The sequence below is a fragment of the Devosia sp. 1635 genome, from assembly GCF_013185955.1.
Classification (GTDB): domain Bacteria; phylum Pseudomonadota; class Alphaproteobacteria; order Rhizobiales; family Devosiaceae; genus Devosia.
Genome location: NZ_JABAOM010000002.1, coordinates 797,921 through 812,320 on the forward strand (window position 1 = coordinate 797,921; position 14,400 = coordinate 812,320).

Sequence of the window (14,400 nt, forward strand, 5' to 3'; positions counted from 1 at the left end):
TTCAGGGCGTCTCGGAGGTGTCTCCCCCCGGCAGCAGCGGATCGAGGATCTCGAGCGGTGTGCCTTCGAGCGGCGGCACCAGATCGGGCACGTCCACCCCGAACACCAGCCCGATCGCCTGCGGCGCCAGCCACAGCCCCAGCGCCACCAGCACGGCAAGGCACCCCCACCAGACCAGCGTCAGCAAACCGTCGCGCGCCGACAGCGCCAGCGCAAAGATGGCGATCACCGAAGCGGCGATGGTCGAGGACAGCGGAATAAACTCCAGCAGCGGCATGATCGCGCCCATCAGCACGCACACCCCTGCCCCTAGTCGCCGGGCCCAGGTGCCGGTCAACACCAGCCAGCGCCGCCGCACTACGCCGTCCGCCATCCGGCTCACGGGATATAAAAAGCTCAGCAGCTTGCCCACATGCTTGGGCGCCAGCGACCGCCGCGCCAACCATCCCGGCAGCCAGATCCGGTTGCGCCCCAGCATCAGCTGCCCCGCGACCAGCACTGTGTTGAGCCCTACCAACGAGGGCACGCCCGGAAGGATGCTGAGCGGCGAGACCACGATCAGCGCCGGCAGCAGCAGCATCGGCCCCGCCGCCTGCGCTCCCGCGACATTGCGCAAGGTGCCGATCGACACCGCTTCACCGGCGGCGGCCCGCGCTTCCACCTTGCGCACCAGCCGCTCCAGCGAGCCTTCAGCCTGCGACATGCAGCATTCCCTTTCCCGGCGCCGAGCGCGGTCCTCTAGAGGACCTTGCTCACGTCGAGCAGTCCCGGCCGCTGGGCATTGGCGGCAGTGATAGCGGCTTCCCCGCCCAGCACCACCACATGCCCATGGCTCGCCACCGCCGCAACGGCTTCCGCCAGTTCAGCGAAATCCTTGCTGCTGGCATTGAGCACTTCGTCGCGCCGCTGCTGGCGGATCGCATCGGTCGTGCCGGTCAGCTGCCGCCACATCGAGCCATAGCCCTTGGCATCGGGGAACTGGTAACCGTCCATATCCCCGATCACCCCGATGATGGAACGCGTCAAATCGTTCTCGCCCACCCCAGCCGCCAGCGCCTTGGCCGCGCCGTCATAGACATCGACCGTCTTGAGCAGATTGGGATCGCGATAGCTCAAAAACGAGAAATTGCCCGAGGTCAGGTCGAACCGGCTCGAGCCGCCATAAGCGCCGCCCTGCACCCGCACCTTGTCCCAGAGATAGGTGGTGTTGAGATATTTGAGCGCCACGCTCGCGGCGGCCGAAACCTCGAACCCCAAGGCCTTGAGGTTGGCGCCCTTGCCGACATAATTGACCTGGGCCGGGATCACGAGCCCTTCCGAGCGCGCCGCCAGCGGCCCCGGCCATTGCTGTAGTGGCTGTTCCACCGCCGGCAGCCGTTCGGTGAACGCGCCGATCTCGCCCCGCGCCTGGTTCCACAAAGCGCCGTCAGTGGTCACATTGACCACCATATGTTGGCGGTTAAACAGCGTGTCGCGGATCGTTTCGAGCACCTGCTGCACCCCCGCCCAGTCGCTGTCGATCCGCCCGACAAGTTGGCGCAGGAACTGCAGATAGCTGATCCCGCCCATGCGCTCGGACAGGGCGCCCGCCTGTGTTAGGCCGGCCTTGAGCCTCGTGTCGACAATGGCATTGCCGCTCGGCACCAGCCGCGCTTCAAACCCCGCCTTTTCCTCGAGCGCCATCTGCCGGAACCGCTCGCGGTTATCCAGCCGCGCATCGAGCAGCACATCGCCCATGATGGCGAGCATTTCCTCGACCTTGTCGGCCACCGCCTTGCCCGAAAGGAAGAACCACGCCGCCGTCTCGGCGCTGCCCTGCATCGCCGAAAGCCCGCGATGCTGGTTTATCCCGCCCGTGCTGCGCCCGATGCGCTGCGTCAGCGCCACGAAATCTTCCTTGCTCGTCCCGGTCTGCAGCAGCGCCCGCCCAAACAGCGGCAAATAGGGCAGCAACTCGTCGGGCAATACATGCAGGTCGAACCCCAGATCGAGATACACGATCCCGAGCGTCGGCAGGTCATGGTAGAACAGCCGCGCGCCCCCGATTTCGCCGGTTTCCACCGGCACCTTGCGGATCTCGCGATCGAGGTCACCCAGCGTCAGGGTGGGGATCTTGGCGAGATCAGCCGGATCATCGGCGGTTTCCTGCAGGCGCTTGAGCTTTTCGGTTTCGCTGATCGTGGCCGCGATAGCCGCCTCATCCATGCCGGCGCGCACCTGGGCGAGCTTGTCGGCTTCCGCCGCCGCCTCGCGCGCCCCCTGCTCCGGATCAGCCTCGAGCGTCACCGTGGTGCGGTGAGTATTGTCGAGGAACAGCCGGCGGATTTCGCCTTCAAAATGGCCGCCTTGCGCCTTGTCCTTGAGCGCCGCCAATGCCGTCTCGAAATGCAGCGGCGCCAGCGGATCCCCGCCATGCAGCCAGGTCGCAAGCGCGGTGAACATATAGGTCATCCCGCGCGGATAAGAGCCCGTATTGTTTTCGCGCAGCGAGAACTCGAAAGTATTAATCGCCGCCTCGAGCTGCTCGCTCGGAAAGCCGCGCTCGGCGATTTCGGCCAGCGTATCGAGGATCAGCGTTTCGACCTTGGGCGCGTTGGTGGGGTCGATCCCCTTCATGCCAAAGCTCGCCATGGGCTGGCGCAGCCCCGAGCCGATCCCGCCGCCCGTCATGCCCTCGCCCAAACCCGATTCGGTCAGCGCCTTGCGCAGCGGCGCCGCCGGATTGCCCGCCAGCAGATAGCTCAGCAGCCCATGCGACAGCGCTTCCTCGCGATCAGCGGGGGGATCGATCATCCAGTTGACCGAGATCATCCCATCGCGCGGTTTGTCGGCGTCCTTGGTGCCGGCATAGGTGCCATGGAGCTGGCGCGGCGCGTTAAAGCGCGGCTGCAGCCCAACTTCCGCATCGACCTCCGCCCGCTCGAACTGCGAGAAATAGGCGTCGAGAATATCGAGCCGCTGCGCCGGATCGTCATCGCCCGAAAAGAACGCCCGCGTATTGGAGGGATGGTAGAACTTCTCGTGGAAGCGCTTGAACTGCTCGAAGGTCAGGTCGGGAATGGCCTTGGGATCGCCGCCCGAAGACTTGCCATAGGTCACATCGGGGTAAAGCGAGCGCTGCGACAGGTCGCGCATCACCGCATCGGGGGAGGAAAACACCCCCTTCATCTCGTTGAACACCACGCCCTTATAGACCAGCGGCGCCTTGGCATCCTCGAGCTCGTAATGCCAGCCCTCCTGGTGGAAGGTGTCTTCGGTCAGGAGCGGGAAAAACACCGCATCGAGATACACATCCACAAGGTTGTAGAAGTCCTTGAGGTTTTGGCTCGCCACCGGATACGCCGTTTTGTCCGGGAAGGTCATGGCGTTGAGGAAAGTGTTGAGCGATCCCTTGATCAGCTCCACGAAGGGCTTTTTGACCGGATATTTCCGGCTCCCGCACAGCACCGAATGCTCGAGGATATGCGCGATCCCGGTGGAATCGGTGGGCGGCGTCTTGAAGGTGACGCCGAACACCTTGTTCTCATCGCTGTTGACGAGGCTCAGAACCTCCGCCCCGGTCTTTTTGTGGCGATACAACAGCGCTTGGGAATCTACGTCAGCGATGCGTTCGTCGCGGACCAGTTCAAAGGCGGGATGGGAAAACATGACTACTCGACTGCCTGACAATTGCCCCCAAGGTAAGCAGCCCAAGCCTGATCCGCTAGAGGCAAGCCCTCCCTCCCCCTTGAGGGGAGGGATCGAGGGTGGGGGTTCGGGCGGTTCAACCTACTCGCAACTTGCGAGCTTCGCCCCCGCTAAACCCCACCGCGAATGGCGGGCTTCACGTCCTTTTCATACCATTCCTTGAGCCGCGTATTGAGCGCTGGGAACAGGCTCCGCTGCTCGCTGGCAGCCACATTATCGGCCAGCTGCTCGGGCTTGCTCACCCCCGCAATGATCGTCGAAACCTGCGGATGATCGAGGATCCAGCGCAGCGCAAACTGACTCAGCGGCATGCTTTCGGGCGCGAGGCCCTTGAGCTCCTGCACCAGTTCCAGCCCCCGCTCATAGGGGATGCCCGAAAAGGTCTCGCCCACCGAAAAGGCTTCCCCGTCCCGGTTGAAGTTGCGGTGGTCGGTCGCCTCGAACTGCGTATCCCGGCCGAACTTGCCCGACAGCAACCCGCTCGCCAGCGGCAGGCGCACGATGATGCCGACATCGCGCTCCGCCGCCTTGGGCAGCAACTCGTCCGCCGCATCCTGGCGCAGCACATTGAAAATAATCTGCAGCGTCGCGAGCCCCGGCTGTTCGAGGCACAACAGCCCTTCCTCGATGGTCTCGACGCTCGCGCCCCAGCGGCGCACCAGCCCTTCGGCCTGCAACCGGTCCATCCAGCCAAAGATCGAGCCCTCGCGCAACACCGCGGTGGGCACGCAATGCAGCTGCGCCAGGTCCAGTGTCGCTACGCCCAGCCGCCGCGCCGAACCCTCAAGGCTCGCCCGCACGCCCTCGAAACTATAATTGTTGGGGAACATGCCGCCCCCGCGCCCGAGCTTGGTGGCCACCCGCACCTGCGGGTTCTTGGCGTGCGCCCCGATCCGGCTTTCGCTGAGGCCCCCGCCATAAACATCGGCCGTGTCCCAGAAATTGACGCCAGCCGCATCGGCCGCATCCAGAATGGCATTGGCGGTTTCGTCGCCCACCGGCCCGAACCCGCCACCCAATTGCCAGCAGCCTAGGCCGATCTCGGAAACCTGGTACCCCGTCTTGCCCAATCGCCGCTGTTTCATCGCCACTCTCCCCGTGCCTTGACCCGGCTTAACCCGCTTGGGGAAAGCGAGCAACCGCCGTGCCGGTTCCGCCGCCTTGGTAATGAGCCCCGTCGGCTTAGCCTTCGTCAAAATACTCAGGAAAATCGGCAATGGTCTGGGCCAGCAGCACTTCGGCCCGGGCCAGATGCGCCCGCATCGCCGCTTCGGCCGCCACCGGATCGGCGGCCGCCACCGCATCCACGATCTGCCGATGCTCGGCAATGGCCCGCTGGCTCGAGGACACGCCCAGCGTCAGATAGCGCACCCGGTCGAGCTGCATCTTGTGATCGTCGATCAGCTGCCAAGCATATTCCACCCCCGCCAGCCGCGCGAGCACGCGGTGAAACAACTCATCGAGCTCATGGAAGCGCCGGTGATCATCTGCCACCGAAGCCTGCTCCTGCTCGGCCAATAGCGCCTCGAGCTCGGCGCGAACGCCGGGGGCCGGCTGCGCGGCGAGGCGCCGCACGATCTCGACTTCGATCGATTCGCGGATGAACCGGGATTGCCGCACACCGACCGGCGAGATCTTCTTGACCACTGTCGCCCGCTTGGGCCGGATCAGCAGCAGCCCCAGCTGCGCCAGCCGGATAAAGGCTTCGCGCACTGGCTGGCGCGACACGCCATATTTGGCCGCGATATCGCTTTCCGAAATCACATCGCCCGGCTTGAGGGCCATGGTGATGATGTCGTCGCGCAAAGCCCGCACGACGCGCAGCGCCATGGTTTCTTCGCCGTTCTGGGTCACATCAGCCACCACTTGCTTTGCTCAACTCCGGGCCGGATCGCATGCACACCAGCGCCGAGCCTGCCCGCCCGGGCTTTCCCAGTGCATATCGCGCGACGCATCATAAAAGAAGTAGTGCCACAGCCCAATCTTGTATGGTAGATGCGAAAGCAGCCTCGTTACCTCAAGACCGGAGTTTTCCCCTATGGCCAAGACTTACGCGCTGGTGGGCACCGGCGGTCGTGCCCGCATGTTTTATGAAGCGATCTTCGGGCCCCATCGCGAGCATTCCCGCCTGCTGGCGCTCTGCGACACCAATCAGGTGCGCATGGATTTCACCAACCGCGTGATCGAAACCGAGTTGGGCGGCCAGGCCGTGCCCACCTTCAAGGCCAGCGATTTCGGCGCCATGCTCCAGGAGCACCAGCCCGATACGGTGATCGTCACCTCCATTGATCGCACCCACCACCACTACATCATCGCGGCGCTGGAAGCCGGTTGCGACGTCATCACCGAAAAGCCGATGACCACCGACCCCGAAAAGTGCCAGGCCATCCTCGACGCCGTGGAGCGCACCGGCAAGCAGGTCCGCGTCACCTTCAACTACCGCTACGCCCCGCATAATTCCGCCCTGCGCGAACTGATCGCCGAGGGCGCCATCGGCACCCCGACCTCGGTGCATTTCGAGTGGCTGCTCGATACCCGCCACGGCGCCGATTACTTCCGGCGCTGGCACCGCGACAAGCGCAATTCGGGGGGCCTCATGGTGCACAAATCCACCCACCATTTCGACCTCGTCAATTTCTGGCTGGGCTCGCAACCCGATACCGTCTTTGGCATGGGCGACCTCAAATTCTATGGTCGCGCCAATGCCGAAGAGCGCGGCATCTTCACCCCCTATACCCGCACCACCGGCGTGGAAGCCGCCAGGAACGACCCCTTCGCCATTGATCTCACCAGCAACCCGACCCAGAAGGGCCTCTATTGGGACGCTGAAAAGGAAGATGGCTATCAGCGCGACCAGAACGTCTTTGGCGACGGGATTTCCATCGAGGACACGATGAATGTCATGGTCCGCTACCGCAACAAGGCGGTGATGACCTATTCGCTTTATGCCTACGCCCCCTGGGAGGGCTTCAACGTCGCCATCAACGGCACCGGCGGGCGCCTTGAGCTCACCGTGCACGAAACCTCCTACATCAATGCCGGCTCGACTTCCGACACTGAAGGGGCGGCGAAGGGCGTCACGCTCTACCACTTCCCCTTGGGCGGCGAAGCGCGCCAGGTGCCGGTCAAGCACGGTGAAGGCGGCCATGGCGGGGGCGACAAGATCATGCTCGAGGAAATCTTTGGCAATGCCACGCCCAAGCCCGGTTATGGCGCCAATCACCGCGACGGCGCCCTCTCCATCCTCACCGGCATTGCCGCCAACCAGTCCTTCGCCACCGGCCTGCCGGTCAAGGTCGACACCCTCGTGCGGCTCTGAGGCGACAAAGGAAACTGTGACTCAACGGCTCGGCCCGGCTTTCATCGCCGGGCCGATATGCTAGGGAAGCCCTTCGTCCCCCTATGCGCGAGTCCCGCCACCGGCACGAACCCGCGCCTACCCGGAGCAGGAATGAAGGTTCAGATCGACATGGGCGCCACTGGCGCCGGCGTTTCCAAGGGAAGTGCCTTGCTCGATCTCGAGGAACTCCTCGCCACGCGCCTCCTCGTCCAGGGCAATTCCGGCTCGGGCAAATCCCACCTCCTGCGTCGCCTGCTCGAGCAAAGCGCCCCCTGGGTGCAGCAATGCATCATCGATCCCGAGGGCGATTTCGTCACCCTTGCCGACAAGTTCGGCCATGTGGTGGTTGATGCCGCCCGCACCGAGGCCGAGCTCACCCGCATTGCCGGCCGCATCCGCCAGCACCGCGTATCGGTCGTGCTCAACCTCGAAGGCCTCGATGTCGAGCAGCAGATGCGCGCCGCTGCGGCTTTTCTCGGCGGCATGTTCGACGCCGATCGCGACCACTGGTATCCCGTTCTCGTCGTCGTCGACGAAGCGCAGCTCTTTGCCCCCGCCGTTGGCGGCGAAGTGTCCGACGAAGCGCGCAAGCTTTCGCTCGGCGCCATGACCAACCTCATGTGCCGCGGTCGCAAGCGCGGCCTCGCCGGCGTCATCGCCACCCAGCGCCTTGCCAAGCTGGCCAAGAACGTGGCGGCCGAGGCCTCCAATTTTCTCATGGGCCGCACCTTTCTCGACATCGACATGGCCCGCGCCGCCGATCTTTTGGGCATGGAAAAGCGCCAGGCCGAGCAGTTCCGCGACCTTGCCCGCGGCCATTTCATTGCCCTGGGCCCGGCCATTTCGCGCCGCCCGCTCCCCGTCGTTATCGGCACAGTGGAAACCTCGGCCCGCTCCACGAGCCCCAAGCTCACCCCCTTTGAAGCCCCGGTGGATGCAGCCGAGCTGATCTTCACCGCCGAGCCCGAGCTCGCCCGTCCCGTGGTGCGCCGCCCCGCGCCGCCACCGCCGCCCTCGACCAACGAACTGCTCGCCCAGGTCGCCCGCGCGCGCCCGGAAGCCGAGCCGACGCCGCAATCGCTGTTCCCCGAGATCGACGAGGCCGAGCGCGTTTCGCAGATCGATGCCATCATGGTCGAACTCTTGAGCGACCCAGATGCGGCCTTCCGCACCACGGCAGTGCTCTATCAGGATTTTCTCGTGCGCTGCCGCATCCGCCGCGTTCCTGGGGAGCCGCCCGAACTGCCCGTCTTCAAGCGCCGCCTCGCCGTCGCCCGCGTTGCGCCCGAAAAGGAACTGGCCGACAGCGATGGCTGGCAGGCCGCGCTCGCCATGTCGGAAACCCTCACGGATGACGTGCAGGGCGTCTTTCTGGTGCTGGCGCAAGCCGCCCTCGCGGGCGAACCCTGCCCTTCCGACGCCACTGTGGCGCGCCTTTATGGCACCCACTCCACCAGCCGCGCCCGACGCCTCCTTACCTGGTTCGAGGAGCGCGGCCTGCTCGTCGTGCGGCTCGATTTCCGCAACAACCGCGTCGTCGCCTTCCCCGACCTCAACTGCGAAACCGCCCCCGGCGACCCTAACGGCCCCGACGCCCTCATCGACGAACGCCCCGCCGCGGAATAATCTTTGTCTGGCAGTTCACCGGCCTTCGCGCCTCCCTCCCCCTTGAGGGGAGGGATCGAGGGTGGGGGTCCCTCAACACTGCACCGGCGGTGCCATGCACGCGATTGTCACCCCGGCCCTGAGCCGGGGCCCATCTCGAGATTTCGCCCCCGGCGCAAGCTCACCGGATGTGCCTACCCCAGAATCTCCACTGCAAACCCGAACCGCGCCAGCCCGCCCGGCTCCAGCACCAGCGTCAGCGGCCGCTCTTCGAGCGCCGGTCCCGCGCCCACCCGCGCCGCCATGCCGTGCCAAGGCTCGAGGCAGAGGAACGGCGCCTCCATCTTGGGTTTGCTCCACAAGGCAAAGGCCGGCAGATTGCTCCAGCTGAAGTGCAGCCCCTTGCCGCTTTCCGCCACGAACCGGATGCCGCTGCCCGCCCCTTGCGGAAACACCAGCGCATCCTCATCGAACAGCCCATGCTCCAGCACCAGTTCACCCAGCTTGAACGGCGACGGCAGCATGTCGGGGCCGAGCAGACCCCCTTCGAGCTTTACCCGCGCCGGCTCGGCCCCATTATCGAGCACGGCGCGATGCTCCTCGCCCGCGCAGCCCGGCAGCGGCCAGGCAAAAGCGGGGTGAAACCCGAGCCCAAACGGCATGGCCCGCCCGTCGGCATTGCGCACTTCCGCTTCCACCACGACCTTGCGCCCCTCGAGCCGGTAACTCACTGCCAGCACGAACTCGAACGGATACACCTCGTGCGTCACCTCTGACGCCCTGAGCTCGAAGCGGCAGTGATCCTCCCCCTGCTCAACCAGCGTGAAAATGCTCCGCCGCGCAAAACCGTGCTGGCTCATCGCGAACAACTGCCCCTCGATGCTCACCTGATCGCCAGGCGCCTTGCCGACAATGGGAAACAGCACTGGCGCCCGCCCATTCCAGAATTGCGGATCGCCATGCCACAGCCATTCCCCGCCATCCGCGGTGGTGATGGACTGCATTTCCGCCCCCATGGGCGCAAGGGCGACGCGCAGATCCGCATTGGCGATGGTGATCAGATCCATGGGGTTTGCCTTTCAGACTTGTGGAAGGGTTCGACGCGAACGGGCCGCTATGCGCACTGCCTTGGCCTCGGCGGCATTGGGCGGCGCCCATTCAACCCCGAGTCGCGCCATCAAGCCTAGCGCATCTCCGGGCGCCATCAGCTTGTCGGTGTTGTCGAAAAACAGGTAAACATCGCGCTTTACGCCATCCGCAGTCGGACCGGCGACGAAGTTCCCATCGGTCGGCTCCCCCACCGACCATCGCCGCACCCGCTCGGCCCAGCTGTCGAGCTGGGCGGGGGAATAGCCTGACTTATAGAGCTCCTCCGAGCCATGCAGTCGGCAATAAACAAAGTCCGCCGTCACATCCATCAGCAGCGGCCAGCTCACCGTGTCGGCGCAGACCAGCGCAATCTCGTAGCGCCGCAGCAGCTCGATAAACACCGGGTCGCAAAAGCTCTGATGCCGGATTTCCATGGCGTGCCGGATCGGTCGCACCACCCCGTCGCCGAAATGCGGCGGCGCCCGCAACCGCCCGTCATGCCGCCGCGCCAGTTCTGCCGCCTGCGCCGTGTCGCGCGGCAACAAGCGAAAAAACGCCTCGATCCGCTCCGGGTTGAAGGCAAACCGCTCGGGAAACTGCCACAGCACCGGCCCCAGCCGCTCCCCCAGTGCCAACGGCCCCGAAGCAAAAAAATTGGCCAGCGGCGGCTCGGGATTGGTGAGCTTGAGCATATGGGTCAGATAGCGCGGCCCCTTGAGCGCAAACACAAACCCTTCCGGAACCGCGTCGCGCCATTGCTCGAACGACTTGGGCGTCTGCATCCCATAAAAGGTGCCGTTGATCTCGAGCGCATTGAAATGAACCGCGGCAAAGGCCAGTTCGCGCTTTTGCGGCAGCCCTTCAGGATAGAAATTGCCGCGCCAGGGCGTGTAGGTCCACCCCGACAACCCAATCCTGATCTCCCCCCGCTCCACCAACCGCTGCCCCGTTCACACCTGCTCGCGTCTCAACGCCAGCACGCCAACGGACGTTGCAGGGCACTTTCTGCACCCTCCCCCTTGAGGGGAGGGCCGGGGTGGGGGTTCAGGCCCCTCCACCAACTGGATGTAGCTAGTCTCACGTCAACGGAAACACCCCCCTGATCCGCGGCTCGCGCAGCCACAGCGCCATCCAGGCGAACACCCCCAGATAGAGGCTAAACAGCGTATGGCTGAACAGCGGATTATCCACCCGCAGATTAGCCGCCAGCGCCGCCCCCAGCAGCCCGGTCAACAACACCGCCCCCAGCAACGAAGTGCGTGGGATCACAAACAGGACGGTGCACACCGCCTCGATCACCCCGATCAGCAGCAGATATTTAGGCGGCCATCCCACCGCCTGCAGCGGCTCCAGCGCCAGCGTCGAGCCCAGCAGTTTTGGCGCCACCGACGCACCCAGCATGAACAGCGCCAAGAGCCCCGTCATGATCCAGCCAGCAATAATCATTCTTCGTCCCCACAACCCCGGCAGCCTCACGCTGCCCCCTCCCTCTGACGCTCGCCAGCCGCCCTTGCCGACACGCCCCCATCTTTTCGCAGCGCTTGCCCCCGGCCCCGCCATGCGCCACAACCCCGGCCATGTCCCTGCCGCCCCTCCCTATCGACGAAGCTCTCCCAGCCCTTCACGACGCGCTGGCCGCCGGCCCCTATGCCGTGCTGGTGGCGCCCCCCGGCGCCGGCAAGACCACCCGTGTGCCCCTCGCCCTTCTCGATGCGCCCTGGCGCGCGGATGGCCGCGTCATCGTGCTCGAGCCGCGCCGGCTTGCCGCCCGCGCCGCCGCCACCCAGATGGCGCGCCTCCTGGGCGAAGAGGTCGGCGCGACCGTCGGCTACCGCGTCCGCATGGATAGCCGGGTTGGCCCCAGGACCCGCATCGAAGTGGTCACCGAAGGCGTTTTCACCCGCATGCTGGTGGACGACCCCGAACTGACCGGCATCGCCGCCGTCCTCTTCGACGAATTCCACGAGCGCAGCCTCGATGGCGATCTTGGCCTCGCCCTCACCCTCGATGCGGCCGCGCTCCGCCCCGATCTGCGCGTCCTCGTCATGTCCGCCACCGTCGATGGCGCTGCCGTCGCGCGCCTCCTCAACGATGCACCCGTCATCGAAAGCCTCGGCCGCACTTTCCCGGTCACGACCGAATATCGCGAGCCCGATCCCCTCGCCCGCCTCGAAGACGCCGTGGCCACGGCCGTCCTTGCCGCCCTGCGCGAGCATGAGGGCTCGGCGCTCGTCTTCCTGCCCGGCCAAGGCGAGATCGCCCGCACCGCCGAACGCCTCGCCGACCGCCTGCCGCCCCACACCAGTCTCGCCCCGCTTTACGGCCAGCTCACCCCGGCCGAGCAGGACCGCGCCATCCAGCCCGCCCCGCCCGGCCAGCGCAAGATCGTGCTCGCGACCTCCATCGCCGAAACCTCCCTGACCATCGAGGGCATCCGCATTGTCGTCGATAGCGGCTTTCGCCGCGTGCCCGTCTATGAACCCGCCACCGGGCTATCCACCCTCCAGACCCGCCGGGTCTCCCGGGCCGGTGCCGACCAGCGCCGTGGCCGCGCCGGCCGCACCGCGCCCGGTCACTGCATCCGCCTCTGGAACGAAGGCCAGAACGCCGCGCTCCAGCCTTTCGACACTCCCGAAATCCTCGCGGCTGACCTCGCCGGCTTTGCTCTCGATCTCGCTTCCTGGGGCGTCGCCGATCCCACCCAGCTGCCGTTCCTTGATCCGCCACCCGCCCCGGCCTGGAGCGAGGCCGTCGCCCTGCTGCAAAGCCTCGATGCCCTCGACGCCACCGGCCGCCTTACCGCAGCGGGAAAGGCCCTGGCCCGCCTGCCGCTCCATCCCCGGCTCGCCCATATGGTCGTCGAAGGTGCCGCCGATGGCGACGCGCAAACCGCCGCGGAACTGACCGTGCTGCTCGGCGAACGCGGCCTTGGCGGCGACGGCATCGATCTAGCCCATCGCCTCGAGCGCTTCCGGCTCGATCGCTCACCTCGCGCCCGCGATGCCCGCGCCCTTGCCACCCGCTGGGCCAAATCTGCCGGCGGCAGCGCCGACGCCACCGACCCGCAATCTGTCGGCCATCATCTCGCCCGCGCTTTCCCGGACCGCGTCGCCCAGTCTGCCGGTGCCCGCGGCCGTTTTCGCCTCGCCAATGGCCGGCAGGCCAGCATGGACGCCACCGAAGCCCTCGCCGCCGTGCCCTTTCTCGTCGTCACCGATCTGACCGGCGCCGCCGCCACCGCCCGCATCCGCGCCGCCGCTGCGCTGGAGCGTGCCGAGCTCGAAACCCTCTTTGCCGACAAGATCACCACCGAAACCACCCTCAGCTTTGACGAGGCCAGCGCCAGCATCCGCGCCCGCCGCACCCGCCGCCTCGGTGCGCTACGCCTTGCCGATGAACCCGTGCCCGTCGATGATCCGGAAGCCGCCGCCACCCTGCTTGCCGAAGCGGCGGCGCGGCGTGGCGTCGATGCCCTTCCCTGGAGCCGCGAGCAAAAGGCCTGGCGCGCCCGCGCCAATTACCTGCACGCCACGTTGGGCGACGACTGGCCCGACCTCAGCGCCGAGGCCCTTGCCGACAGCACCGCGACTTGGCTCGCCCCGGCCCTTTACGGGTTGACCAAACTCTCCGAAATCACCGGCGAACAGCTGCGCACCGCGCTGGATCTCCTGCTTCCCTTCGCACGGCGCCAGGAAATCGAAGCCCTGCTGCCCAGCCATTTCACCGCCCCCACGGGCAATGCCGTGCCCATCGACTACACCGCCGAAGGCGGCCCCGCGATCGAGATTCGCGTGCAGGAACTGTTTGGCCTCACCCGCCATCCCACCATTGCCAATGGCCGCATCCGGCTCGTCCTCGTCCTGCTCTCCCCCGCCCACCGCCCGATCCAGACCACGCGCGATCTGCCGGGCTTTTGGGCCGGCTCCTGGCGCGACGTCGCCAAGGAGCTCAAAGGCCGCTATCCCCGCCACCCCTGGCCCGACGATCCCGCTGCCGCCCGCCCCACCGCCCGCGCCAAACCAAGGGGAACTTAGGGCCACGCCCTCTTGGGTTCGAGGCGCCAAAAGCGCACCTCACCATGAGGCCTGTTGATGCATCGAGTTCCAAGTAGCCCTCATGGTGAGGTGCGAGCTCTTCGCGAGCCTCGAACCACGAGGGCGTGCCCCCGAGGCCGGGCACAAAAAAGCCCCGGATCACTCCAGGGCTCTTGGGTCTTATTCGGCGGGGGAAAAGTTCAGCGCCACGCCGTTGATGCAATAGCGCAAGCCGGTGGGCGGGGGACCATCGGGGAACACATGCCCCAGATGGCTTCCGCAGCGCGAGCAATGGCATTCCGTGCGCACCATCCCGTAGGAGCGATCCTCGGAGGTCTCCACCGAACCGGGCAGCGGATCGTTGAAGCTCGGCCAGCCCGTGCCGCTCTCGAACTTCAGCGTCGATTCGAACAACGGCTGGTCGCAACCGGCGCAGGTGAACGCACCCGCCCGCGTTTCATGCAGCAGCGCGCAGGACCCCGGCCGCTCGGTGCCGTGGTTACGCATCACCTGGTATTGCTCGGGCGTCAGCCGCTTGCGCCATTCCTCATCGGTCCGCGTGACCGGAAATGCATGAGCATCCATGCCATTCTCCCGCTTATTCCAAAATTTCAACATGGCTCTCATATAGTGCTGCACCCGCCC

Annotated in this window: 11 protein-coding genes; 3 read left to right on the plus strand and 8 right to left on the minus strand. The window is 66.0% G+C overall.

Annotated elements, in window-relative coordinates; genetic code table 11:
* Position 1 precedes the first annotated feature (1 nt).
* From HRU92_RS10720 to HRU92_RS10735, 4 genes are all read right to left on the minus strand, one after another.
* Positions 2-703 carry an exopolysaccharide biosynthesis protein gene (locus tag HRU92_RS10720; protein ID WP_173088135.1) on the minus strand — a complete coding sequence of 234 codons (702 nt, stop codon included), beginning with the start codon at positions 701-703 and terminating at the stop codon, positions 2-4.
* A 35-nt stretch (positions 704-738) separates the two neighbouring features.
* The gene (locus HRU92_RS10725) at positions 739-3,648 is read right to left on the minus strand and encodes an insulinase family protein (RefSeq protein WP_173088137.1); all 2,910 of its coding nucleotides are present in this window, start codon (positions 3,646-3,648) and stop codon (positions 739-741) included.
* Positions 3,649-3,797: 149 nt separating this feature from the next.
* On the minus strand, positions 3,798-4,772 hold the full coding sequence (locus HRU92_RS10730) for an aldo/keto reductase (RefSeq protein WP_172124206.1): 975 nt from the start codon (positions 4,770-4,772) through the stop codon (positions 3,798-3,800).
* A gap of 97 nt (positions 4,773-4,869) precedes the next feature.
* On the minus strand, positions 4,870-5,550 hold the full coding sequence (locus HRU92_RS10735) for a GntR family transcriptional regulator (protein WP_172124208.1): 681 nt from the start codon (positions 5,548-5,550) through the stop codon (positions 4,870-4,872).
* Between the two features lie 175 nt (positions 5,551-5,725).
* Between HRU92_RS10735 and HRU92_RS10740 the strand changes: the two genes are divergently transcribed.
* A complete protein-coding gene (locus tag HRU92_RS10740) occupies positions 5,726-7,006 on the plus strand; it encodes a Gfo/Idh/MocA family oxidoreductase (RefSeq protein ID WP_172124210.1) in 1,281 nt (426 codons plus the stop codon).
* A 132-nt stretch (positions 7,007-7,138) separates the two neighbouring features.
* A complete protein-coding gene (locus HRU92_RS10745; RefSeq protein WP_172124212.1) occupies positions 7,139-8,653 on the plus strand; it encodes an ATP-binding protein in 1,515 nt (504 codons plus the stop codon).
* Between the two features lie 173 nt (positions 8,654-8,826).
* Here the strand turns inward: HRU92_RS10745 and HRU92_RS10750 are convergent, their stop codons facing one another.
* From HRU92_RS10750 to HRU92_RS10760, 3 genes are all read right to left on the minus strand, one after another.
* Positions 8,827-9,699 carry an aldose 1-epimerase family protein gene (locus HRU92_RS10750; protein ID WP_172124214.1) on the minus strand — a complete coding sequence of 291 codons (873 nt, stop codon included), beginning with the start codon at positions 9,697-9,699 and terminating at the stop codon, positions 8,827-8,829.
* A gap of 12 nt (positions 9,700-9,711) precedes the next feature.
* A complete protein-coding gene (locus HRU92_RS10755) occupies positions 9,712-10,659 on the minus strand; it encodes a DUF72 domain-containing protein (protein WP_172124216.1) in 948 nt (315 codons plus the stop codon).
* Positions 10,660-10,798: 139 nt separating this feature from the next.
* Positions 10,799-11,167 (minus strand): DoxX family protein, encoded by a 369-nt coding sequence (locus HRU92_RS10760; protein WP_172124218.1) that lies wholly within the window; start codon positions 11,165-11,167, stop codon positions 10,799-10,801.
* A gap of 131 nt (positions 11,168-11,298) precedes the next feature.
* On the opposite strand from HRU92_RS10760, the gene hrpB reads away from it, so the two are divergent.
* Positions 11,299-13,755 (plus strand): ATP-dependent helicase HrpB, encoded by a 2,457-nt coding sequence (gene hrpB / locus HRU92_RS10765; RefSeq protein ID WP_172124220.1) that lies wholly within the window; start codon positions 11,299-11,301, stop codon positions 13,753-13,755.
* A 180-nt stretch (positions 13,756-13,935) separates the two neighbouring features.
* Here the strand turns inward: hrpB and msrB are convergent, their stop codons facing one another.
* Entirely contained in the window at positions 13,936-14,340 is a 405-nt protein-coding gene (gene msrB, locus HRU92_RS10770; RefSeq protein WP_127754033.1) for a peptide-methionine (R)-S-oxide reductase MsrB, read from the minus strand.
* Between the last annotated feature and the right edge of the window lie 60 nt (positions 14,341-14,400).